The organism is Duganella sp. CF517 (assembly GCF_900110275.1).
Lineage (GTDB): Bacteria > Pseudomonadota > Gammaproteobacteria > Burkholderiales > Burkholderiaceae_D > Rugamonas.
This window is the reverse complement of the sequence record NZ_FODC01000003.1, coordinates 106,957-131,143: the sequence shown is the minus strand read 5'-3', so window position 1 is coordinate 131,143 and position 24,187 is coordinate 106,957. Positions and strand designations below refer to the sequence as shown.

At 65.4% G+C, this 24,187-nt stretch carries 15 protein-coding genes; 9 read left to right on the top strand and 6 right to left on the bottom strand.

Features of this window, described 5'->3' with window-relative positions; translation table 11 throughout:
- Positions 1-2 precede the first annotated feature (2 nt).
- From BMX85_RS12345 to BMX85_RS12325, 5 genes are all read left to right on the top strand, one after another.
- Positions 3-1,874: a feruloyl-CoA synthase gene (locus tag BMX85_RS12345; protein WP_090318040.1), complete on the top strand. Its 1,872-nt coding sequence runs from the start codon at positions 3-5 to the stop codon at positions 1,872-1,874.
- Between the two features lie 23 nt (positions 1,875-1,897).
- Positions 1,898-3,076: an ABC transporter substrate-binding protein gene (locus BMX85_RS12340; protein WP_090318038.1), complete on the top strand. Its 1,179-nt coding sequence runs from the start codon at positions 1,898-1,900 to the stop codon at positions 3,074-3,076.
- Positions 3,077-3,195: 119 nt separating this feature from the next.
- The gene (locus BMX85_RS12335) at positions 3,196-4,923 is read left to right on the top strand and encodes a tannase/feruloyl esterase family alpha/beta hydrolase (protein ID WP_090318034.1); all 1,728 of its coding nucleotides are present in this window, start codon (positions 3,196-3,198) and stop codon (positions 4,921-4,923) included.
- Between the two features lie 203 nt (positions 4,924-5,126).
- Entirely contained in the window at positions 5,127-6,242 is a 1,116-nt protein-coding gene (locus tag BMX85_RS12330; RefSeq protein WP_090318031.1) for a DUF3466 family protein, read from the top strand.
- 31 nt (positions 6,243-6,273) lie between these two features.
- Positions 6,274-7,296 (top strand): hypothetical protein, encoded by a 1,023-nt coding sequence (locus BMX85_RS12325; protein WP_090318028.1) that lies wholly within the window; start codon positions 6,274-6,276, stop codon positions 7,294-7,296.
- Here BMX85_RS12325 and BMX85_RS12320 read toward each other — a convergent pair.
- A complete protein-coding gene (locus BMX85_RS12320; protein WP_090318025.1) occupies positions 7,293-9,899 on the bottom strand; it encodes an excinuclease ABC subunit UvrA in 2,607 nt (868 codons plus the stop codon). The two genes, BMX85_RS12325 and BMX85_RS12320, sit on opposite strands and share 4 nt — an antisense overlap.
- A gap of 220 nt (positions 9,900-10,119) precedes the next feature.
- Between BMX85_RS12320 and BMX85_RS12315 the strand changes: the two genes are divergently transcribed.
- The gene (locus BMX85_RS12315) at positions 10,120-11,835 is read left to right on the top strand and encodes a thiamine pyrophosphate-dependent enzyme (RefSeq protein ID WP_090318023.1); all 1,716 of its coding nucleotides are present in this window, start codon (positions 10,120-10,122) and stop codon (positions 11,833-11,835) included.
- 232 nt (positions 11,836-12,067) lie between these two features.
- Positions 12,068-13,714: a GH35 family beta-galactosidase gene (locus BMX85_RS12310; RefSeq protein WP_090318020.1), complete on the top strand. Its 1,647-nt coding sequence runs from the start codon at positions 12,068-12,070 to the stop codon at positions 13,712-13,714.
- A 48-nt stretch (positions 13,715-13,762) separates the two neighbouring features.
- Here the strand turns inward: BMX85_RS12310 and BMX85_RS12305 are convergent, their stop codons facing one another.
- The 5 genes from BMX85_RS12305 to BMX85_RS12290 form a co-directional block, all read right to left on the bottom strand.
- Positions 13,763-16,147 carry a glycoside hydrolase family 3 N-terminal domain-containing protein gene (locus tag BMX85_RS12305; protein WP_090318017.1) on the bottom strand — a complete coding sequence of 795 codons (2,385 nt, stop codon included), beginning with the start codon at positions 16,145-16,147 and terminating at the stop codon, positions 13,763-13,765.
- Between the two features lie 96 nt (positions 16,148-16,243).
- Positions 16,244-17,116, bottom strand: coding sequence for an SMP-30/gluconolactonase/LRE family protein (locus tag BMX85_RS12300; protein ID WP_090318014.1), 873 nt, complete (start codon positions 17,114-17,116; stop codon positions 16,244-16,246).
- Positions 17,113-17,256 carry a hypothetical protein gene (locus tag BMX85_RS30460; RefSeq protein ID WP_177196732.1) on the bottom strand — a complete coding sequence of 48 codons (144 nt, stop codon included), beginning with the start codon at positions 17,254-17,256 and terminating at the stop codon, positions 17,113-17,115. The genes BMX85_RS12300 and BMX85_RS30460 overlap by 4 nt, the downstream gene beginning before the upstream one ends.
- 48 nt (positions 17,257-17,304) lie before the next feature.
- A complete protein-coding gene (locus BMX85_RS12295; protein ID WP_090318011.1) occupies positions 17,305-18,498 on the bottom strand; it encodes a fumarylacetoacetate hydrolase family protein in 1,194 nt (397 codons plus the stop codon).
- Positions 18,495-19,892 (bottom strand): enolase C-terminal domain-like protein, encoded by a 1,398-nt coding sequence (locus BMX85_RS12290; protein WP_090318008.1) that lies wholly within the window; start codon positions 19,890-19,892, stop codon positions 18,495-18,497. The genes BMX85_RS12295 and BMX85_RS12290 overlap by 4 nt, the downstream gene beginning before the upstream one ends.
- 51 nt (positions 19,893-19,943) lie before the next feature.
- On the opposite strand from BMX85_RS12290, the gene BMX85_RS12285 reads away from it, so the two are divergent.
- Both BMX85_RS12285 and BMX85_RS12280 read left to right on the top strand, forming a co-directional pair.
- On the top strand, positions 19,944-21,260 hold the full coding sequence (locus BMX85_RS12285; protein ID WP_090318005.1) for an SGNH/GDSL hydrolase family protein: 1,317 nt from the start codon (positions 19,944-19,946) through the stop codon (positions 21,258-21,260).
- A gap of 47 nt (positions 21,261-21,307) precedes the next feature.
- The gene (locus tag BMX85_RS12280; protein WP_090318002.1) at positions 21,308-24,178 is read left to right on the top strand and encodes a glycosyl hydrolase 115 family protein; all 2,871 of its coding nucleotides are present in this window, start codon (positions 21,308-21,310) and stop codon (positions 24,176-24,178) included.
- The last annotated feature ends 9 nt before the right edge of the window (positions 24,179-24,187 follow it).

Sequence of the window (24,187 nt, the reverse complement as noted above, 5' to 3'; positions counted from 1 at the left end):
GCATGAATCAATCGATGATCGCGGAGCAGTCCGGCGGCACGGTAAAGCGACGCCCGGTCAGGCTGGGCAATCCGCAGATCGCGGCCTACCAGGCCGACGGCCTGTGGCACGTGGACGCGGTCACGCCGCTGGAGGCGTTCCCGACGCGCTTCACCGACCGACTGGAATCGGGCGCCGCCGCCCACCCGGAGCGCACCCTGGTCGCGCGCCGCGCGGCCGATGGCGACGGCGAATGGATACGGCTCTCGTACGCCGAGGTGCTGCGCCGCGCGCGCAGCATCGGCCAGGCGCTGCTCGATCGAGGCCTGTCGGCCGAACGTCCGCTGGTGATCCTGTCCGGTAACGACCTGGAACACTTCCAGCTCGCGCTGGGCGCCATGTATGCCGGCATTCCGTATGCGCCGGTGTCGCCTTCGTATTGTCTGGTGGCGGCCGATTTCACCAAGCTGTCCGAGATGCTGGCCAAGCTGACGCCAGGCGCGCTGTTCGCCTGCGACGGCGCCGCCTACAGCCGCGCCATCGGCGCGGTGATGCCGGCGGACGCGGAACTGATACTGGCCAACGGCGAAGTCCCGGGCGTCGAGTCCACCAGCTTCCAGTCGCTGCTCGACGTCGCACCGTCGACCGTCGAAGCGGCGCATGCCGCCGTCGGCGTCGACACGGTCGCCAAGTTCCTGTTCACCTCCGGATCGATCAAGAAGCCGAAGGCTGTCACCACCACCCACGGCATGTTGTGCAGCAACCAGCAGATGCTGCTGCAAACCTTCCCGTTCATGGGCGACGAGCCGCCGGTGCTGCTGGATTGGCTGCCATGGAACCACACCTTCGGCGGCAGCCACAATGTCGGCATCGTGCTTTACAACGGCGGCACCTTGTATCTGGACGACGGCAAGCCGACCCCGCGCGACTTCCCGACCACCCTGAGGAACCTGCGCGAGATCGCGCCGACGATGTATTTCAATATTCCGAAAGGGTTCGAGATGCTGACCGACGCCATGAAGACCGACGCCAAATTGAGCGCCAACTTCTTCTCGCGCGTGAAGCTGTTCCTGTGCGCCGGCGCCGGCCTGTCGCAGGCGGCGTGGGACCGGCTCGACAACGCCGCCATCGCCGAAACCGGCGAATCGGTGCGCATCATCACGGGACTGGGCATGACGGAGACGTCGCCGTCGTGCACCTTCGGCACCGGCAACATCATCAAGGCGGGATATGTCGGCGTGCCGGCCCCGGGCTGCAAGGTCAAGCTGGTGCCGTTCGGCGACAAGCTCGAAGCGCGCTTCAGCGGCCCGCACGTGATGCCGGGCTACTGGCGCGCGCCGGACCTGAACGCCGCCGTCTTCGACGAGGATGGCTACTATTGCACCGGCGACGCCCTGCGTTTCGTCGATCCCGAAAAGCCGGAGCTGGGCTTCATGTTCGACGGCCGCATCGCCGAGGACTTCAAGCTCGGCACCGGCACCTTCGTCAGCGTCGGACCGCTGCGCGCGAAGGTGATCAGCGCCGCCGCGCCGTATGTGCTGGACGCGGTGGTCACCGGCATCGACCGCAACGCCGTCGGCCTGCTGCTGTTCCCGCGCATGGAGCATTGCCAGGCGCTGTCGGAGCTGGGGCCCGACGCCGGCGCCGCCGAGGTGCTGGCCAGCGCGCCGGTGCGGGCCTGGTTCGAGCGCTTGCTCAAGTTGTTGAACCAGGACGCCAGCGGTTCGTCGATGCGCATCGACCGGCTGCTGCTGCTAGCCGAACCGCCGTCCGTCGATCATCGCGAGATGACCGACAAGGGTTCGATCAACCAGTCGGCGGTGCTGACGCGGCGCGCGGCCGTCGTCGAGGCACTGTATGAAGGCACCGATCCACAAGTAATCATCGCGGCATAAACCAAAAAAGACGGAGACAAGCAATGAAACTTAAAAAACTGGCCAACCTCGGCATGGTCGTCGGCGTGGCCCTGATCGGCATGAACGCCGGCGTGGCGCGGGCGCAGGACACCATCAAGGTCGGCGTCATCGCCGCGCTGACCGGGCCTTTCGCCAACACCGGCAAGCCGTTCGAGGATGGCATCAAGACCTATATGCAGCAATACGGCGCCACCGTGGCCGGCAAGAAGATCGAAATCATCTACCGCGACGACGGCGGCACCAACGCCGACATGTCCAAGCGCGCCGCCCAGGAGCTGATCGCGCGCGACAAGGTCAGCTTCCTGATCGGCTTCTCGCTGACGCCCAGCGCGCTCGCGGTGGCGCCGATCGCCACCCAGGCCAAGATCCCGATGATCGTCATGAACGCCGTCACCACCGGCATCACCGCCAAATCGCCGTACATGCTGCGCACCAGCATGACGATGCAGCAGATGACCGAGCCTTTCGGCACCTGGACCGCGCAAAACAAGGTCGGCAAGGTGTACACGCTGGTGAGCGACTACAGCACCGGCATCGACGCCGAGGCGCGCTTCGGCAAGGGCTTCACCGCCGGCGGCGGCAAGCTGGTTGGCGCGTCGCGCGTGCCGCTGGCCAATCCGGACTACTCGCCGTTCATCCAGCGCATCAAGGACGAGAAGCCGGACGCGCTATTCTTCTTCGCCCCCGGCGCCGAAGACGGCACCGCCCTGCTTAAAGCCTTCAGCGACAAGGGGCTGGACAAGGCCGGCATCAAGTTCCTCGGCGTTGGCGACATGACCAGCGACCACCCGACGCTGGAAGCGCTGGGCGACCGCGCGCTGGGCGCCATCACGGTGCTGAACTACTCTACGGCGCTGGACAACGCGGCCAACAAGTCCTTCCTGGCCGCCTACGCCGCCGCGCTGCCGAACGCACGTCCGCCGACCTTCGTCACCGTGGCCGCCTACGACACCATGGCCATGCTGTACGAAACCATCCGCAAACTGAACGGCACGGTCACCGGCGACACCGCCATGAAGGTATTGTCGGGCATGAAGCTGGACAGCCCGCGCGGCCCGATCAGCATCGACCCGGCCTCGCGCGATATCGTGCAAAACATGTACGTGCGCGAAGTCAAGAAGGTCAACGGCAAACTGGTTAATCAGCCGATCAGCACGCTCAAGGACGTGATGCCCAACTGAGTTTAATCCGTACCCCGCAGCACCCCGAAACACCCAAAAGCAGGTCCCGACGCAGCCGTCAGAACGCCGCGCGGGACCCGCACGTCCATCGCTTTGCCAGAACAGAGGAGACAACTCGCATGAAAAGCCGCAGCACCAACCCATCCACGATCCCGACGATGCCACTGGCCACCGCCATCGCGGCGGCATTGCTGCTGAGCGCTTGCGCCGGCGGCGGCGACAGCGTCGACAGCGCCGGCCTGCCCCGCCTGGCGGCCGCCACCGGCGCGGCGCTGCCATCCTGCACCGACCTGGTGACGAAGGTTCAGCTCGCCAACACCACCATCACCGGCGCCAACAGCGTCGCCGCCGGCGTCGTGCGCATCGCCGGCAAGCCCGTGCCAGCGCATTGCCAAGTGACCGGCCGCATGTTCGACCGCGTCAGCACCGTCGACGGCGCCCGCTACGCGATCGGTTTCGAGATGCGCCTGCCGCTGAACTGGAACGGCCGCTTCTTCTATCAAGGCAATGGCGGGCTGGACGGCTCGATCGTGCCGGCCACCGGCCAGGTCGGCGGCGGCGGTCCGCTCGACAGCGCGCTCAACATGGGCTTTGCCGTCATCAGTTCCGACGCCGGACACGGCGCACCCAACCCCGCCTTCGGCATCGATCCGCAAGCGCGGCTCGACTACGGCTACCAGGCGGCCGGCAAGCTGACGCCGATAGCCAAGAACCTGATCCAGATCGCCTACGGCAAGGCCCCGGAACGCTCCTACTTCGGCGGCTGCTCGAACGGCGGGCGTCACGCGATGGTGGCCGCCGCCCGCTTCGCCGACCAGTACGACGGCTTCCTGGTCGGCAATCCAGGCTTCCGCCTACCGCTGGCGGCGATCGCCAACATTGCCGGTGGACAGGCCTACAATGCGCTGGCCACCACGCCCGGCGACCCGTCGACCGGCTTCACCAAGGCCGAGCGCACCACCGTCGAGAACGCCGTGCTGGCGAAATGCGACGCGCTCGACGGCGCCAGCGACGGCTTGATTCAAAATACGCAGGCGTGCCAGGCCGCCTTCAAGCTCGATCGCGACGTACCGACCTGCACGGGCGGGCGCGACGGCAGCTGCCTGAGCGCCGCGCAAAAAACCGCCATCGGCGGCCTGTTCTCGGGCGCGACCACCAGCACAGGGACCAAGTTCTATTCCAGCTGGCCTTACGACGCCGGCATCTCGACTGGCGGCTGGGCCGACTGGAAATTCAACAGCCCGCTGACGCGCGATTCCGGCGCGGTCGGACTGATCTGGCAAGCGCCGCCCGAAAACCTGGCGACCTTCAACGGTCCGCAGTTCGCGCTGACCGGCAATGTCGACAGCATGCTGGCCAGGGTCGGCGCCACCACCTCCGTCTATACGGAAAGCGCGCTGTCATTCATGCTGCCGCCCAACCCGACCAACCTGGCCACGATGAAAAATCGCGGCGGCAAGATGATGGTCTACCACGGCACCGCCGATCCGATCTTCTCCAGCGACGACACCACCGCCTGGTATGACGGCTTGCGCGCGGCCAACGGCGGCGATGCGTCGAGCTTCGCCCGCTTCTTCCGCGTGCCCGGCATGAACCACTGCGCCGGTGGCCCGTCGGCCGAACAGTTCGACATGCTGACACCGCTGGTGAACTGGGTAGAGCGCGGCCAGGCGCCCGACAACGTCATTGCCAGCGTGCGCGGCGCCGGCAACGCCGGTGGCGTCAATGCCGACCTGCCGGCGAGCTGGTCGGCCAACCGTACCCGTCCGCTGTGCCCGTATCCGAAGGCGGCCAAGTACAAGGGCAGCGGCAACGTCGAAGACGCCGCCAGTTTCAGCTGCGAGTGACACCGCTGCGGAGCCGGCCGTCCGGCTCCGGGTAGCAATCCGAGCGCACCCGCCGGGGCGTGGTTATCCCCGGCGAAAACTTGCGCGCGGACGGACCCTCCGACAACGGCAGGCCCTGTCGCTCGTTTGATTTTCCGCAGACGTGTTCCGGCGTGAGCCGTTAGGCTGGTACGGCTGGCCTGACTAATCTGTCGGAGAATGTCATGAAACCCACGAGCAACATCTGCCTGGCCTGGCTGTCGCTGTGCCTATCGTTGGCGGGCGTGACGGCGCAGGCCGCGGCCCGCTACAACATCGTCGAAATCGGCGTTGGCACGTCCGCCAACGCGATCAACGGCAGCGGCCAAATCGCCGGCGACGTCAGCGACAGCGTCGGCACGCCGCAAGCATTTCTGTACACGAACGGCGCGCTGACGATGCTTGGAACGTTGGGCGGCGCCGAGAGCACCGGGTCCGCCATCAACGACCATGGGAACGTGGTCGGCATGTCGACCACCGCCGACAATTCGCGGCGCGCCTACCTGTATTCCGCCGGCGGCATGACCGACCTTGGCACCTTGGGCGGCAACGAGGCGATGGCGTTGGGCATCAACAACGCCGGACAAATCGTCGGCAGCGCCGCCAATGGCGAAGGCTACTTCCACGCCTTCCGCTACACTTCCGGCGCGATGCAGGATCTCGGCACGCTGGGCGGCAGCGTCAGCAACGCCTTCGACATCAACCGGCACGGCCAGGTGGTCGGCAACGCCTCGGTCAGCGACGAATTCCGCTGGACACACGCCTTCATGTACGACAACACCGGCATGCGCGACCTGGGCACCTTCGGCGGCAACTACAGCGCCGCCTGGAGCGTGAACGACGCCGGCCACGCGGTCGGCTACGCAGCCACCACCGACAACGCCGCCGACCACGCCTTCCTCTATGCCGGCGGCGTCATGCACGACTTGGGCACGCTTGGCGGCACCTACAGCTTCGCCAGCGGCATCAACAACCGCAACCAGGTGGTCGGCAATTCCAATGTGCCGGGCGATGCCGGCAGCCACGCGTTCCTCTACGCCGACGGCAGCATGACGGACCTCAATTCCCTGATCGATCCGGCCTCCGGCTGGACCATCCTGCACGCGTCCGACATCAACGACCACGGCCAGATCGCCGCCACCGGCTGCCGCGCCGGCGAATGCGTGGCGCTGCGGCTGGACCTGGCCGTCACGGCCGTGCCGGAGCCATCGGTGTGGGCCACGCTTCTATGCGGCCTCGCGGTCTTGATGATGTCGCTGTGGACGCACCGCGCACCACCCGGCTTCCGCGCGCACGGATGACCGATTTCCACCTTCCACCGGAGAAAACACCATGGCTTACCTGTCCAACAAAATCCGGCCGCTGTGGCGGCTGGCGATGCTGATGCTGCTGTCCGGCGCCGCGCAGGCGCAGAACCGCTATGACATCACCGCGCTGCGCGGCCCGTCGGGCAATATCTTTGCGACCGCCCTCAACAACCGCGCCCAGATCGCGGGGATAACGGTCGTCGACGGGACCACGCAGGCGATAATGTACGATCGTGGCAACGTCACATTTTTACGGCCCCAAGATGGCGGCTACAGCTATGCCAGCGATCTGAACGAACGCGGCCAGATCGTGGGGCAGGCGTACACCAGCGCGGGACAGTCGCGCGCGTTTCTGTATTCGAACGGCACGATGCGCGACATCGGCACGCTGGGCGGCTCCAGTTCCGACGCGCAAGGCATCAACGACGCCGGCCAAATCGCCGGCAGCGCGGCCACCAGCAGCGAATCGTGGCGCGCCTTTCGTTACACGCGCGGCGTCATGACGGACCTGGGAACGCTTGGCGGCGACGCCAGCTTCGGAACCGATATCAACGTCCGCGGCGAGGTTGTCGGCTATTCGTCCACCGCCGACGGCGCCGCGCACGCCTTCCTGCATGACGGCAGCAACATCAGGGATCTCGGAACACTGGGCGGTGTGACCAGCATCGCGTTTGCCAACAACGACCGCGGCCACGTCGTCGGTCACGCCGAGCGCGTCGATGGCGCCATGCACGCCTTCTTCTACGCCAACGGTGCGATGCGGGATCTCGGCACGCTGGGGGGCACCTTCAGCATCGCCCAAGGCATCAACTCGCGCGACCAGGTCGTCGGCGTGTCGCTCCTCGCGGACCCCAACGCTGCGAGCCATGGCTTCATCTACACCGGAGGCGTCATGCGGGACCTGAACTCGCTGATCGACCCGGCATCGGGTTGGGTCGTCGAGACCGCGTGGGACATCAACGAGCGGGGGCAGATCCTCGCCTACGGCTGCCAGGCGGACGACTGCACGGCGTTGCTGCTCACGCCGGCCCTGCGCGCGGCGGATTAACGCGCCGGCGCCGCTCCGTTTAATGCGCGGGCCAGATAGGGCGCGGTGCGGCTGCGCTTGTCCTTGGCCAGCACGTCCGGCGAACCGGCGGCAACGATCCCGCCGCCCTCCTCGCCCGCGCCCGGGCCGACATCGATGACCCAATCGCTGTCGGCCAACACCTGCATGTTGTGCTCGACCACCACCACCGTGTTACCGGCATCCACCAAGCCGTGCAGCTGCGTCATCAGCAATTCGATGTCCGACGGATGCAAACCCGTGGTCGGTTCATCCAGCACGTACAACGTGTCGCCACGGCTGGCGCGCTGCAACTCCGTGGCCAGCTTGATCCGCTGCGCCTCGCCGCCGGACAGCTCGGTCGCCGGCTGCCCCAGCCGCAAGTAACCCAGCCCCACCGCCCGCAACACGTCCAGCGCGTGCCGCAACGGCGCCTCCTCGGCGAAGAACTCCCACGCCGCGTCCACCGTCATTTGTAGCACCTCGGCGATATTGCGGTCGCGGTAGCGCACCGCCAGCGTCTCCGGGTTGTAGCGCGCGCCTTCGCATTCCGGGCACGGCGCGTAGACGCTCGGCAGGAACAGCAGCTCGACCATGACGAATCCCTCGCCGGCGCAGTTCGGACAGCGGCCCTTGGCGACGTTGAACGAAAACCGCCCCGCATCGTAATGCTTCGCGCGCGCCGACTTGGTGGCGGCGAACAGTTTGCGCACATGGTCGAACAAACCGGTGTACGTCGCCAGGTTGGAACGCGGCGTGCGTCCGATAGGCCGCTGGTCGACCTGCACCAGGCGCCGCACCCCCTTCATGCCGGCGACGATGCGGCCGCGCACATCGCCGCCGCCCGTATCGTCAAGGGCCGCCTCGACCAGATCGGTGTCGGCCTCGGTGGCGGCGGCGCTCTGTCCCAACTGAGCCAGCACCAGCTGGACCAGCGCCTGGCTCACCAGGCTTGACTTGCCGGAACCGGACACCCCGCTCACGCTGGTCAACACGCCGAGGGGGAAATCGGCGTCCACGCCATGCAGGTTGTTGCGCTCGACGCCGCGCAGGCGCAACCAGTCGCCGGGCGCGCGCGCCTGGCGGGACGATCGCTCCACCCGCTCGAACAGATACCGCGCCGTACGCGACTCGGTGACGTCGGCCAGCCCATCGGGCGCCCCGCTATACAGCACACGGCCGCCCTGTTGGCCGGCCTGCGGTCCCACATCGACGATCCAGTCGGCATGTCGGATCACGTCCAGCGCATGTTCGACGACGAACAGCGAATTTCCCGCCGCCTTGAGCCTGTCCAAGGCCCGCAGCAGCGCCTCGGTGTCGACCGGATGCAGCCCTGCGGACGGCTCGTCCAACACATACACCACGCCGAACAAACTGGATCGGACCTGCGTGGCCAACCGAAGCCGTTGCAGTTCGCCGGGCGACAAGGTCGGCGTGCCGCGTTCAAGACTCAGGTATCCCAAGCCGAGGTCCAGCAGCACCGACAAGCGCGCCACCAGATCCTGGGCGATGCGCTGCGTGACGATGGCCTTCTCCGGATGGCGTTCGGCATCCTTCGCCCTGGCCTTGGTTCTGGCGGCCGGCGGTTTGCCCTCCGCGTAAGGCTCCAGCAACTGCGCCAACCGCTGCAAGGGAAGGCGCCCGATTTCGGTGATATCGTGACCGCAGAATGTCACCGACAGCGATTCCGTGCGCAGCCGCTTGCCCTCGCAAGTCGGGCAATCCATGCCGACCAAATACTGCGACACGCGCTTCTTCATGATCGCGCTTTCGGTGCCGGCGAATGTCTGCAGCACGTATTTGCGCGCGCCGGTGAAGGTGCCCTGGTAGCTCGGCGTCTCCTTTCGCTTGTGCGCGCGCCGCGCCTCGGCCGGCGTCAGGCCGGCGTACACCGGCACGGTGGGCTGCTCGTCGGTGAACAGGATCCAGTCGCGCTGCTTCTTGGGCAGCTCGCGCCACGGGGTGTCGACGTCGTAGCCGAGCGTCACCAGGATATCGCGCAGATTCTGTCCGTGCCAGGCGGTCGGCCACGCCGCCACCGCCCGTTCGCGTATCGTCAGGGTGTCGTCCGGCACCATCGAGCGCTCGGTGGCCTCGTACACACGTCCCAGCCCATGACACTGCGGGCACGCGCCCTGCGGCGTATTGGGCGAGAACGATTCGGCGTACAGCAGCTCCTGGCCGGGCGGATAGTCGCCCGCGCGCGAATACAGCATGCGCAACGAATTGGACAAGGTGCTGACGCTGCCGACCGATGAACGGGTGGTCGGGGCGCCCCGTTGCTGCTGCAACGCCACCGCCGGTGGCAGGCCGTCGATGGCGTCGACCTCCGGCACCGCCATCTGATGGAACAGGCGCCGGGCGTATGGCGACACCGACTCCAGATAGCGCCGCTGCGCCTCCGCATACAAGGTGCCGAAAGCCAGCGACGATTTGCCGGAACCGGAGACGCCGGTGAACACCACCAGCGCGTTGCGCGGGATGTCGACATCGACATTCTGGAGATTGTGCTCGCGCGCGCCGCGCACGCGGACATAGCCCGAGTCGGCGGTCTCGATGGCGGAACCGGACTGTTCTCCGGGGCTTGAAGGGCGGTGCTTGGCCATAAAACGTTCCTATGATAATTTAAACCCAGCATCATCGATTCGCGCAAATTAGTATGTACGGCAACGTACCGGATCGCCAACCGCAGCGTTCCCGCCAGAGGTTTTTGCGCCGGCCGCCACTGTGGCGTTGCCTATCGTCAAGACACCAAGACGCGTGCGCTCCTTCCGCGTTACCAACGATAAACTGCACTGATCCAATCATTGAAACGGGAATCCAGTCATGGCCAAAACAGTCGCCGAAGTCGTTATCGAAACCCTGCAGCAAGCCGGGGCCAAGCATTGCTGGGGCATACCCGGCGATTCGCTGAACTACATCACCGACGCCATCCGCCGCAGCGAAATCGAATGGGTGCACGTGCGCCATGAGGAAGCCGCCGGTTTCGCCGCCGGCGCCGAGGCCATCGTCGCCAGCCGCCTGACCTTGTGCGCGGGTTCCTGCGGGCCGGGCAGCCTGCATTTCATCAACGGCTTGTTCGAAGCGCACCGCAACCGCTCGCCGGTGGTGCTGATCGCCAGCCAGATCACCCGCGACGAACTGGGGACCGACTTCCCGCAGGAAGTCGACTACAAGCCTATCTACGACCAGTGCAGCGTGTTTTGCCAGGAGATCCGCACGCCGGCGCACGCCAGGCGCATCACCGCCATGGCGGCGCAGGCGGCGATGACCAAGGGCGGCGTGGCGGTGATCATCCTGCCGGTCGACCTGTCGAAGGAATCGGCGGCCGACGAGCCGCACTTTTCGGTGCACCTGCCGCAGCCGCAAACCAGGCCCTCGGACACGGAAATGAACCGCATCGCCGAAATCATCAACGACGGCAAGAAGGTCGCGATCTACGCCGGTTCCGGTTGCGAAGGCGCGCACGGCCAGCTGACGGCGCTGGCCGAGCGTATCAAGGCGCCGATCGCGCACACCTCGCGCGCCAAGGATTTTGTCGAGTACAACAACCCTTACAACGTCGGCATGACCGGCATCTTCGGCATCGACTCCGGCTACCACGCGGTGACCGAGTGCGACACCCTGCTACTGCTTGGATGCGACTTCGCCTGGCGCCAGTACTACCCTTCGCACGCGCGCATCATCCAGATCGACATCGATCCGACACACCTCGGACGGCGCCACCCGGTCGAAGTGGGCGCCGTCGGCGACATCGCCACCACGCTGGCGGCGCTGCTGCCGCGCGTGCAAATACGCGGCGACCGCGAATTCCTCGACCACTGCGTCGAGCGGCACCAACAGGCGGTCGAACACCTGAACGAGCGCGCCACGCCGGGTGATGGCACCACGATCCGCCCGCAATACCTGACCGCCTTGATCGACAAGCACGCCGACGACGACGCCATCTTCACCGCCGACGGCGGCTCGCCGATGGTATGGGTGCTGCGCCATACCCGCGCTACCGGCAAGCGCCGCACCCTGGTCAGCCTGACGCACGGCACCATGGCCAACGCCATGCCGCAAGCGCTGGGCGCCAAGAAGGCCTTCCCGCAGCGCCAGGTGATCTCGCTGTCCGGCGACGGCGGCCTGACCATGATGATGGGCGACTTGATCACGGCGGTACAGGAGAACATCGCTATCAAGGTCGCGGTCTACAACAACGGCTCGCTGGGATTCGTCGAGCTGGAACAGAAGGTCGAAGGCCTGCTGGACGCCTACACCGAACTGAAAAATCCCAACTTCGCGGCGGTGGCGGAGGCGATCGGCATCTACGGGCGCCGCGTCGAATCGGCGGCGCAACTGGAATCGGAGGTGCAGGCGTGGCTGGCGCACCCGGGTCCCGCGCTGCTCGACGTGACGACCGACCGCTTCGAACTGGTTATGCCGCCGAACATACAAGCGTCCCAGGTGCTGGGCACCGCGCTGTACTCGGTTAAGGCGGTGCTCAGCGGACGCGGCAGCGACGTGGTGGATATGATCAAGGATAATTTCGTCAAATAAGCGCCTCGGCCACACCGAATGATTGCGTCCAACATTTTTTGGCAACTTTATGTTGACAAGCCCGGGGGGTCGAACCTACACTGAAATGGTCGCGCAATCATTTAGCTTTATCCAAATGATTCGCATTTTTTCTGTAACGGGTTCTAGCTCTCCTGCCCCGCCCCGGGGCAGTTTGTACACCGTCGCGTGACAGCGGCGGTGTCTTTTTTTTAACCGAATTTTCAGGAGCACCATGCGAGCACCAACACGACGCGCCGCGCTGACCTGCGCCTTGGCGCTGTTTCTGCTGGAGAGTGGCGCCGCACTGGCGGCCGATTCCGTCCCTTATCTGCGCAAGCAAGGCACGGCCACGCAGTTGATGGTCAACGACCGGCCTTTCCTGATCCTCGGCGGCGAGCTGCATAATTCGTCGGCTTCCCACCTGCCCTATCTGAACAAGCTTTGGCCCGCGCTCAAGGGCGCGGAACTGAACACCGTGCTGGCGCCGGTGCAGTGGGACCAGATCGAACCGGTCGAAGGACGCTTCGATTTCACCGTCCTCGATGGTATGCTCAAACAGGCGCGCGCCAACGACAAGAAGCTGATCCTGTTGTGGTTCGGCGCCTGGAAGAATTCGATGTCGACCTACGTGCCGCCGTGGGTCAAGCGCGACGCCCAGCGCTTCCCGCGCTCGCTCGCGCGCAACGGCGCGCCGCAAGAGGTGCTGACGCCGTTCAGTCCCAAGACGCTGGCCGCCGACACCGCCGCCTACCGCGCGCTGCTGGCGCATCTCAAACAGGTCGACGCGGATCGCACCGTCGTCATGGTGCAGGTGGAGAACGAGATCGGCATGCTGCCGGACGTGCGCGATTACAGCCCGCTGGCCAACGCCGCCATCGCCGGCCAGGTGCCGAAGGCCTTGACCGATTACCTGGGTGCCAACCGCGCCAGGCTGCACCCGTCGGTACAAGCGCTGTGGGCCGCCAACGGCCACCGCACCAGCGGCACCTGGGCCGAGGTGTTCGGCACGTCGGTGGCGGCCGAGGAAGTCTTCCAGGCCTGGGGCTACGCCTCCTTCGTGGAAACCATGACCGCCGCCGGCAAGGCCGCCTATCCGCTGCCGATGTACGTCAACGCCGCGCTGAACCGCCCCGGCAAAAAGCCGGGCGAGTATCCGAGCGCCGGCCCGCTGCCGCACCTGTTCGACATCTGGAAGGCCGGCGCGCCCTCGATCGATGTACTGGCCATCGACACCTACTTCCCCAACTTCACCGACTGGGCGCCGCAGTTCAAACGGGCCGACAATCCGCTGTTCATCCCGGAGGCCGACAACGCCGGCCGGCATGACGCGGCGGCCAAGGCTTTTTATGCGATCGGCGAGTTCGATGCGTTCGGCTTCTCGCCTTTCGGGGTCGAGGACAGCGAGCCCACCGATCCGCTGCCGAAGGCGTACCGCCTTCTGCGCCAGTTGACGCCCTTGATCAATCAGGTACAAGGCAGCGGCAACATGCGCGGCTTCAAGGCCAAGGTGTCGTACGACGGCGTGGTCGACGCCGCGCCGCAGCAGGTGACCATGGGCGGCTTCAACTTGCAGGTCAGCTTCAGCAACCCGTGGGCCAAGACCGACAGCAAAGACCTGGAAGGTTGCGGCGGCTTGATCATCAAACTGTCGGACGACGAATTCCTGCTGGCGGGTAAAGGGCTGACGGTGAAGTTCACCGATGCCACCGGCGCGGGAGATCAGGTCGGGCTGGAGAAGGTGACCGAAGGGACCTACGAGAACGGCAAATGGAAGGATGGCCGCTGGCTCAATGGCGACGAGATCCACCAGGGGCGTCAGATCATGCTGGTGACCGGCGACTTCACGATGCAGAAGGTGAAACTGTACCGTTACCGGTAAGTCGGAGATGGCGGGTTACGCGCTTCGCGCAACCCGCCATTTTGCTTTTTACCCCACCATCAACTTCACGGACTTCAATTTCACGCTATCCGGACCGGCGTGGATGGTAAAACTCCCCGGCTCCACCACCCGTTTCATCTGCGCGTTAAAGAACCACAAATCCGACGGTTTGATATCGAACGTCAGCGTGCGCTTCTCGCCCGGCTGCAAGGTCACGCGCTTGAACGCCTTCAATTCCAGCACCGCCCGCGTCGCGGAACTGACATCATCCCGGATGTAGATCTGCACCACCTCGTCGCCCGCCAGCTTGCCGGTGTTGGTCACATCGACCTGCACCGACGTCGAGCCGGCAATGCCGATCGACTCCTTGGTCAAACGCGGCGCCGAGATATCGAAGGTCGTGTAACTCAGTCCGAAACCGAACGGATACAGCGGCTTGGTGCTGCCGTCGATATACCCGCGGCGCGCCGAAGGCTTGTGGTTGTAAAACACCGGCAATTGGCCGACGTTGCGCGCAATCGACACCGGCAGCTTGCCGCCCGGGTTGGCGCGGCCGAACAGCAGATCGGCGGCGGCATGGCCGGTCTCCTGCCCCATGTACCAGCCTTCGATCAGCGCATCGGCCTTCTCGGCCAGCAGGTTGACCGACAACGGACGCCCGTTCAACAGGAACACCACCGTCGGCTTACCCAACGCGAAGATCGCCGCCGCCAGATCGTTCTGCTGGCCCATCAGGTCCAGGCTTGCGCGGTCGCCCAGATGCTCGTCGGCCCACGCCTCGCGGCTGGTCTGCTCGTTGTCGCCCAGGACCATGATGATGGTGTCGGCCGATTTCGCCGCCTGCACCGCCTCGGCGATCAGCTTCGCATTCACCTCGGGCTTGACGAACTTGATCTCGTCCTTGCCCCAGATGCGCTCCTCGGTGATACGCACGCCTTCGGAATACGCCAGCTCGAAGCCCTGCGCCTTGCTCTCGCCCAGCAGGCCGTCGTAGATCGAGACCACATGGCGCGGTATGTCGGAGTATCCGCCGATCGGTGTGTCCTTGGCATGGGTCCCGACCAGCAGCACCTTGCCGACCTTCTTGGCGTTGAGCGGCAGAAGACCCTTGTCGTTCTTTAGCAGCACCGGCGTGCGCGTCGCCGACAGGCGCGCCAGCGCGATCGCGTCCGGCGTGGCGGTCAGGCTGTCGGCCACTTTGGCGTCGACGTACGGCTGCTCGAACAGGCCGGCCTGGAATTTCAACGTCAGCACGCGGCGCACCACGACATCGATCTCTTTTTCGCTGATGCGCTTTTCCTTCACCAGCGCCGCCAGCGTCAGATAGCCCTCGCCGTCCGGCGTTTCGACGTCGACGCCGGCCTTGAACGCCAGCAGGCCCGCCTCTTTCGAGTCGGCGGCCAGCTTGTGGCGCGTGACCAGCTCCTTGATGCCGAAGTAATCGGACACGGTCAGGCCCTTGAAGCCCCACTCCTCGCGCAGCACCTTGTGCAGCAGCCAGTGGTTGGCGTGCGACGGAATGCCGCCGATCTCGTTATACGACGGCATGACGGCGCCGACATTGGTTTCCTTGATCAGTTTTTCGAACGGCGGGAAGAAATCCTCGCGCAACGTGCGTTCGCTGATTTCGGCCGGGCCGATATTGGTGCCGCTCTCCGGCTGGCCGTGGCCCGTCATGTGCTTGAGCGTGACGAAGACCTTGTCCTTGGCCAGGATCTTGTCCTTGCCGGCGAAGCCGATCACCGCCGCCTTGCCCATCTCGCCGCACAGGTAAGGATCTTCGCCGTAGGTCTCTTCGATGCGTCCCCAGCGCGGTTCGCGCGCCACGTCGACCACCGGCGCCAGCGCCAGATTGGCCCCGCGCACGCGCATCTCGCGCGCCGCCACGCTGAAAATCTTCTCGACCAGCTCCGGGTCGAACGACGAGGCCAGGCCGATCGCCTGCGGGAAGCTGGTGGCGTCGCGCGCGACGTAGCCGTGCAGCGCTTCCTCGTGCGTCAGCATCGGAATGCCAAGGCGGGTCTGCTCGACCGCCCATTTTTGCGCCGCGTTGACGTAGTTCGCCGTCTCCAGCGCGTTGCGGTTGGCCTTTTCGCCGGTGTCGCCGGCGCCGGCGGCCTGGCCGAGCTGACGGTCGGATGGACGGCCCAGCATGCCCATGCCGTTCGGGTAGTTCTTCTTGGCCTTCTCGGCGGAGAACTCGCCGGCGGCGTCCTGCATCTCGGTCTTCTTCTGCCAGATGCACTGCAGCTGGGCGATTTTCTCGTCCAGCGTCATGCGGCCCAGCAGATCGTCCACGCGTTTTTCCAGCGGCAGCGAAGGATTCTTGTAAGGCGCCTGCGCGGCCGCCGCCAGCGCCATCGGCGCCGACATCATGGACAGGCCGGCGACGCCGGTCATCGAGGACAGGAACTGCCTGCGGTTACTTTTCATGTGCTGCGTCTCCAATTGTTTTTAGTTGGTCTTCCGATGCTACTTTTTGCATTACTATAATATGAAAACGATTTCAGGGGTGTGAAAACCCGATCTTCAGAACTGGTGCTGGATCTGGCCCGGCGTCGGCACGCGGAAGCGGAACAGGCCGCCGGCCAGCGGCTGCGTAGCCAACTCCTCCTCCGACAAGCCCTTGCGCGCCGTGGTCACGAACACCGTGCGCAGGTCATGGCCGCCGAAAGCGATCTTGGTGATATTCGAACAAGGCATCGGCACCGTATCGATCAACTCACCCCGCGGCGAGTAGCGCTCGATGCGCGCGCCGGCGAACAAGGCGATCCACACGGCGCCGTCGGAATCGACGGTGGTGCCATCGGGGTAGCCTTCGCCCGCGATCCGCACGAAGACGCGCTTGTTGGTCAAATGACCGGCATCGTCGATATCGAAGGCATAGATGGTCTTTTCGAGGGTGTCGGTGTGATAGAAGGTGCGGCCGTCCGGACTGCAGGCCGGCCCGTTGGTGATGACGTAGCCCTTGTCCTTGCGGCGTGGTTGCCCCTTGCGCTGCACGCGGTACAGCGAACCGCTGGCTTGCACCTCGGCGTTGTCCATGGAGCCGAACCACAAGGCGCCGTGGCGGTCGATATAACCGTCGTTCAAGCGGTTGCCCGGCAAATCCGTCTCCACTTCGTGCAGCAGGTCCAGAGCCCCGCTGTCGAACGAAAACCGCATCAACTGGCCCGGCAGGCCGCAAACGAAATCGCCGCCGCGCATCGGCAGCGCAAAGCCCACTTCATCGGGCAGGCTCCAGCTCTGGCGCAAGCCGCCGTCCTCGCCGCAGCGGTGCACCCTGTGCTGCTTGATATCGACAAAATACAGCGCATTTTTCTCGGAGTGCCACACGGGGCCTTCGCCCAGCGTCGCGCCAAGGGCCCAGATGCATTCGGGTTCGATCTGGAATGTACTCATGCGCCGTACCACCCTGCATCGACGAAGTAATCGCGGCCGCTGCCGCCGCCGGCGATCGACACGCGCTTATGTGCCAGGTTGGGATACGTCGCATACACCATCTTCTTCCGCGCGGAAGTTGCTTGGACCATCTTGTTCATCTCCGTTTTATTAGTATTGATACCGGTCCCGCTATGACGATCGTTAAGTTATTCCCCCAACAGCCCGCGTCGCGCCAGATTGCGGTACAGCGCGCGCACGCCGAAGGTCCATGGCGCGATGGCGTCGCTGCGCTGCACGTGATTGACCAGCGTTCCGAGCGCAGGACTGGCGATGCTGACCCGGTCGCCCAGCTTGTGGGTGAAGCCCGCGCCGGGGGCGCCGCGGTCCTTGATCGGCGAGAACATCGTACCGAGGAAGAGCATGAAACCATCGGGATACTGGTGGTGCGCGCCGGCGGTCTGCGCCACAAGGTCCAATGGATCGCGGCTGATTTCGCGCATGCGGCTTTCGCCGTCGAGACGGAAGCCATCATCGGCGCCCTCGATCAGCAACCGCAATTCGGCACCGCGCACCGTGTCGATGGTGAAGGAGCCGTCGAACAGCCGAATGAATGGCCCCATGCCGCACGAGCCGTTGTTGTCCTTGGCCTTGCCCAGTAAAAGCGCGCTACGGCCCTCGATGTCGCGCAGGTTGACGTCGTTGCCGAGGGTGGCGCCGACCGCCTGCGCGCGGCTGTTCACGGCCAGCACGATCTCCGGTTCCGGGTTGTTCCATTTCGAATCCGGGTGCAGGCCGACGTCGGCGCCGAAGCCGACCGCCGACATCGGCTGCGCCTTGGAGAACACCTCCGCATATGGCCCGATACCCACTTCCATGTACTGCGACCAGGCGCCGCGCTCGATGAACTGCTGCTTGAGTTTTTCCGCTTCCGGCGAACCGGGTTTGATGGCCGACAGATCGGCGCCGATATCCTTGAGCAGGGTGACGCGCAGCGCATCGGCGCGCGCCGCGTCGCCGCCGGCCTGTTCTTCGATCACGCGTTCGAGCAGGCTGACCGCGAAGGTCACGCCGCACGCCTTGATCGCCTGTACGTCGCAAGGCGCCAGCAGGCGCGGACTGTGCGTGGAGGCGTCCGCGCTCAGCGCAGCCTCGATCAGCGCCTCCACCCGGCCCAGCGGCTCGCCCTGCGCGGTGCGCGCGAAGCCGGCGGGGTCGTCCCTGTCCAGCAGATCGGCGACAGTGGGGCTGCCGGCGGTGATGTCGAACACTTCGCCGTCGCGCACGACCACCACGCACGGGCCGTTGACATCGTCGCGCCATACGCGGCCTACCAGCAGTGCCTGCGGCAGGTCGGCCGGCAGATGGACCGCCGTTGGCGCGTGCTTCAATTGATTTTTCATGTGCGTCCCAGACTCGGTTTGTTAGGGTAATACGTCCATTCGGGCACCAGGTAGCGCATCGCCAGCGCGTCGTCGCGCGCGCTGGACGCCACCTTTTTATACAGTTCGTGCGCGGCCTCGATGCGGTCCATGTCCGGCTCGACGCCAAGGCCCGGCGCCTGCGGCACCTGGACCTCGCCACCGACGATCTGCAGCGGTTCGCGCGTCAGCCGTTCCTGGCCTTCCTGCCAGATCCAGTGCGTATCGATGGCGGTGATCTTACCCGGCGCCGCCGCCGCCGCATGCGTGAACATCGCCAGCGACACGTCGAAATGGTTATTCGAATGGGAGCCCCAGGTCAGGCCCCATTCGTGGCAAAGCTGCGCCAGCCGCACGGAGCCCTGCATGGTCCAGAAGTGCGGATCGGCGAGCGGAATGTCGACCGCGCCGAGCAAATGCGAGTGGGCCATCTGGCGCCAGTCGGTGGCCACCATATTGGTCGCCGTCGGTATGCCGGTCGCGCGGCGGAATTCGGCCATGGTTTCGCGTCCCGAATAGCCGTTCTCCGGCCCGCAGGGATCTTCGGCGTAGGCCAGCAAGTGACCCTTGCCGCGGCAAATCTCGATCGCTTCCCGCAAGGACCAGGCGCCGTTGGGGTCCAAGGTCACGCGGGAATCGGGGAAGCGCGCCTTGATCGCCGCGACCGCGTCCATCTCCTCGGCGCCGTGCATCACGCCGCCTTTGAGCTTGAAATCGCGGAAGCCGTATTTTTCCACCGTCGCCTCGGCCAGTTTGGCGATGGCGGCCGGCGTCATCGCCTCCTGGTGGCGCATGTGGTACCAGTCGTTTGCCGCGCCCTGCCCGGCCAGATAATCCAGGTCGGTGCGATGGCGGTCGCCGATGTAGAACAGATACGCCAGCATCGGCACGCTGTCGCGCTGCTGGCCGGCGCCCAGCAGCTCGCACACCGGCACGCCCAGGTGCTGGCCGAGCAGATCGAGCAGCGCCGCCTCGACGGCGGTGACCACGTTCTCCAGCCGCAGGTTGATCTCGTGCGGCTGTTTGAGGACCTGGGCCTCCGCCTCGGACGTCACCTGATACTGCTGGCCGCTGACATCCTTGTTGGCGATGGCGTCGCGGATGCCGTTGAGGGTCCGGTTATAGCGGCCGATGTGCGTGCCGACCACCAGCGGGACGGCGTTTTCCAGCGCCCGCAATATGCCTGCGCCGCCGGGAACCTCCCCCATGCCGGTATGTCCGGAGCTATCCTTCAACAGCACCAGATTGCGGGTGAAGTATGGCGCATGCGCGCCGCACAAATTGAGCAGCATACTGTCGTGGCCCGCCACCGGAATCACGCGCATTTCGGTGACCACCGGCGCTGCCGACTTGTCTAAATTTGTTGCCTGTACCATGCCTTTACCCTAAAATGATAAGCGCTAACATTTAACCAGTGTGAAGGATTTATGCGACCAAGTCAACACGCGTCATACGTCCGCTTAGGCGGACTGTTCGTCACCGCCCTGGCGGCGATCGTACCCGCTCTGGCGCTGACGGCCTGCGCATCGCTGAACGGACCTGCAGCCGGCGTTGACGGTCCGACGCCGGATAGCCGCTGGGTCGCCTCGTGGGGCGCGGCGCAGCAGATTCCCGACGCGGCCAACGAGCTGGCCGCCGAGAACTGGCGCGACGGCAGCTTACGCCAGACGGTACGCCTGTCACTCGGCGGAAGCAGCCTGCGGGTGCGACTTAGTAACGTCCACGGCACCGCGCCTTTGACTGTGGAAGGAGCCAGTGTCGCCCTTGCGCCGGCGCCGGGCAAAGCGCGGATCGACGGCGCCACCGCGCGCACGCTCACCTTCGACGGCAACCCCTCGGTGATGATACCGGCCGGCGCCGAATATTACAGCGACCCGGTGGCGCTGGAGGTTAAGCCGGCCAGCGACCTCTCAATATCGCTCTACTTCAAGGAGGCGCCGCCACGCCAGACCAGCCATTCCGGTTCCCGCGCCACCAGCTTTTTCACCAAGGGCAACCGCATCATGGACGCCGACTGGGCCGGAGCCGGCACCATCGGACGCTGGTTCCTGGTGAGCGACGTCGATGTGCAGGCCGCGCGCGGTGCCGGCGCCCTTGTCGCCGTCGGCGATTCGATCACCGACGGCTATGGCGTCACCACCGACGGCAATAACCGTTGGACGGACTTGTTGGCGGCGCGGCTGCGCCAGGATGGCCAGCAAGTGGGCGTCGTCAACGCCGGTATCGGCGGCGGCCGCGTGCTGCGCGACGGCCTGGGCCCGAATCTCGCCTCCCGCTTTGACCGCGACGTGCTGTCGCGCGCCGGCGTCACGCACGCGCTGGTGTTCATCGGCGTCAATGACCTCGGCGGCCAGCACCGCAACACGCCGGACCTGCCGGCCGACCGCAAAAAACTGCTTGCCGATCTGCGCCTCGCGCATCGACAGCTGGCCGCACGTGCGAAGGCCTGCGGCATCTGTACGATCGGCGCAACCATCACGCCATACTTCGGCAGTGACTACTACCATCCGGAGCCGGAAAACGAAGCCGACCGCCAGGAGATGAACGACTGGATACGCAAATCCGGCGTATTCGACGCCGTGGTCGACTTCGACGCGGCCCTGCGCGATCCCGCCGACCCGAAAAGGATCAGCAAACCACTGGACTCGGGCGACCACCTGCATCCTTCGCTGGCGGGCTACCGCGCGCTGGCCGACGCCGTCCCGCTGGAGCTGCTACGCAAAACATGCATGCCCGCCAAATAACGGCCCCGCACTACCCATAAACAAAAAAAATGGATAACCATTAAAAAATGAGACAACTCTACCTCGCAGGCGCGGCCCTCCTGGCGCTGTTGACCTGCGCCCTCCCCGTCCACGCGCTGGGGCAAAAGCGCCTGACCACCTTCGACACGCCAGCTCCCGACGCCGTTACGGTCGCCAACGCCGGCCGCGCGGCCACCATCTACGTCGACAAAACCGACCACCCCGGCGTGCTGCGCGCCGCGCGCGACCTGCAAGAAGACATCGCCCGGGTCAGCACCGCCCGCCCGTCCCTGGAGCAAACCGGCAAACCCACCGGCGCCGACGTCATCATCATCGGCACCATCGGAAAAAGTCCGTTGATCGACCAGCTGATTAGCGCCGGCAAGCTAAACGTCACCGCCATCAAAGGCAAATGGGAAGGGTGGCAGGTGCAAACGCTGCGCAACCCGCTGCCCGGCGTCGAGCGCGCCCTGGTCATCGCCGGCAGCGACAAACGCGGCGCCATCTACGGCATCTACGAGATCTCCGAGCAGATCGGCGTATCGCCGTGGCAGTGGTGGGCCGACGTGCCGGCGCAAAGCCACGCCAGCATCTACGCCTCCGCCCCCGCCGCCGTCAGCGACGCCCCGGTGGTGCAGTACCGCGGCATCTTCCTCAACGACGAACAGCCGGCGCTGACCGGCTGGGTGAAGCAACGCTACGGCGGGTACAACCACGAGTTTTATACCAAGGTATTCGAACTGCTGCTGCGCCTGCGCGCCAACTACCTGTGGCCGGCGATGTGGAATTCGGCCTTCTACGACGACGACAAATTGAACGGCAAACTGGCCGACGAATACGGCATCGTCATGGGCACGTCCCACCACGAGCCGATGATGCGCGCGCAGCAGGAATGGAAACGCCAGGGCAAGGGGCCGTGGGACTACAACAAGAACGCGCGCGTGCTCGATGACTTCTGGAGCAAAGGCCTGCGCAACACGCGCGACTACGAGAAGATGATCACCATCGGCATGCGCGGCGACGGCGACGAGCCGATGTCGGAGGAATCCAACGTCGCGCTGCTGGAACGCATCGTCAGCCGCCAGCGCGAGGCCATCGTCAGGCAAATCAACCCGGACGTCACCAAGGTCCCGCAAACCTGGGCGCTGTACAAGGAAGTGCAGGAGTACTACGAAAAAGGCATGCGCGTGCCCGACGATGTCATGCTGCTCTGGTGCGACGACAACTGGGGCAATATCCGCCGCCTGCCAACGCAGGAAGAGCGCAAGCGCGCCGGCGGCGCCGGTGTCTACTACCACTTCGACTACGTCGGCGGTCCGCGCTCGTACAAGTGGATCAACGTCACGCCGCTCCCCAAGATATGGGAACAGATGCATCTGGCGTGGCAGTACCAGGCCAACCGCATGTGGATCGTCAACGTCGGCGACCTCAAACCGATGGAAGTGCCTATCGAATTCTTCCTGACCTACGCGTGGAACCCCGCCGCATGGCCGGCGCAGCGCCTTCCAGACTACCTGAAGCTGTGGGCGACGCGTGAATTCGGCCCCGAGCATGCCGACGAGATCGCCGACATCGTCGCCAGGTACGCCAAGTACAACGGCCGCCGCAAGCCGGAGCAGCTGGAGCCGACCACCTACAGCCTGGTGAACTATGGCGAAGCGGCGCGCATCGTCGACGAGTATCGCGACATCGCGGGGCGGGCCGAACGCATTTCGGCCGCGCTGCCGGCAGCGAAACGCGACGCCTTCTTCCAGCTGGTACTGTATCCGGTGCAGGCCGGCGCCGTGGTCAACGAGCTGTATGTCAGCGCCGGCATGAACCGCCTTTATGGCATGCAGGGACGCAGCTCCACCAACGACCTGGCGGCGCGCACGCGCCAGCTGTTCCAGCAGGATGCGGAACTGGTGCGGCGTTATCACGAGGACATCAGCGGCGGCAAGTGGAACCACATGATGTCGCAGACCCACCTGGGCTACACCTACTGGAACCAGCCGCCGCGCAACGTGATGCCGGCGGTGACCGAGGTGCAGGTTCCAAAAGAAGGCGACATGGGGGTAGCCGTCGAAGGCAGCGCCAACGTATGGCCCGGCCCCGCCGGCGACACCCTGGCGCTGCCAGCCCTCGACGCGTTCGAGGCGCGGCCGCGCCACATCGAAATCTTCAATCGCGGGCAGCAGCCATTCGATTACAAGGTCGGCGCCAGCGACCCGTGGATCGTGCTCGATAAACCCGCCGGCCGTGTGGAACGCGAGCAACGCGTCGGCGTCGATGTTCGCTGGGCCGACGTTCCGGCCGGCGTGGACCACGCGACCTTGACCATATCCGGCCCGAACGGCGCCAAAACCACGGTCGGCGTGCCGCTGCGCCCGGCCACCGGCATGTCGAAGGCCGCCACTGGCGACTTTATCGAATCCGCCGGAGTGGTGTCGATGGAGGCGGAGCACTACACCCGCGCGGTGGCGCCCGCGAAGCGCGAGTGGCTGCGCATTCCCGACCATGGCCGCACGCTATCGGGCATGACCACGCTGCCGGTCGATGCGCCACCGGATGACGTGCCGCACATGCGCCTTGAATATCAGATGCACCTCGCCACGAAAGGCAAAGTCGCCGTGCACGCCACGCTGGCGCCAACCCAAAAGATCCAGCCGGGACCCGGTTTGCGCTACGCGATTTCATTCGACGACGAGGCCCCGCAAATCGTCAACCTGCACGCGGACAGCTCCGAGAAAGCCTGGGAGCGCACCGTCTCCGATGGCGCCACCGTGATGACTTCCCGGCACATGATCGACAGCGCGGGCAAGCATACCTTGAAATTCTGGGTGATCGATCCCGCCCTGGTGCTGCAAAAACTGGTGGTTGATACCGGCGGCCAGCGCGACAGCTATCTCGGCCCGCCCGAAAGCCCGCGCGCACGCTGATTAAAAAAT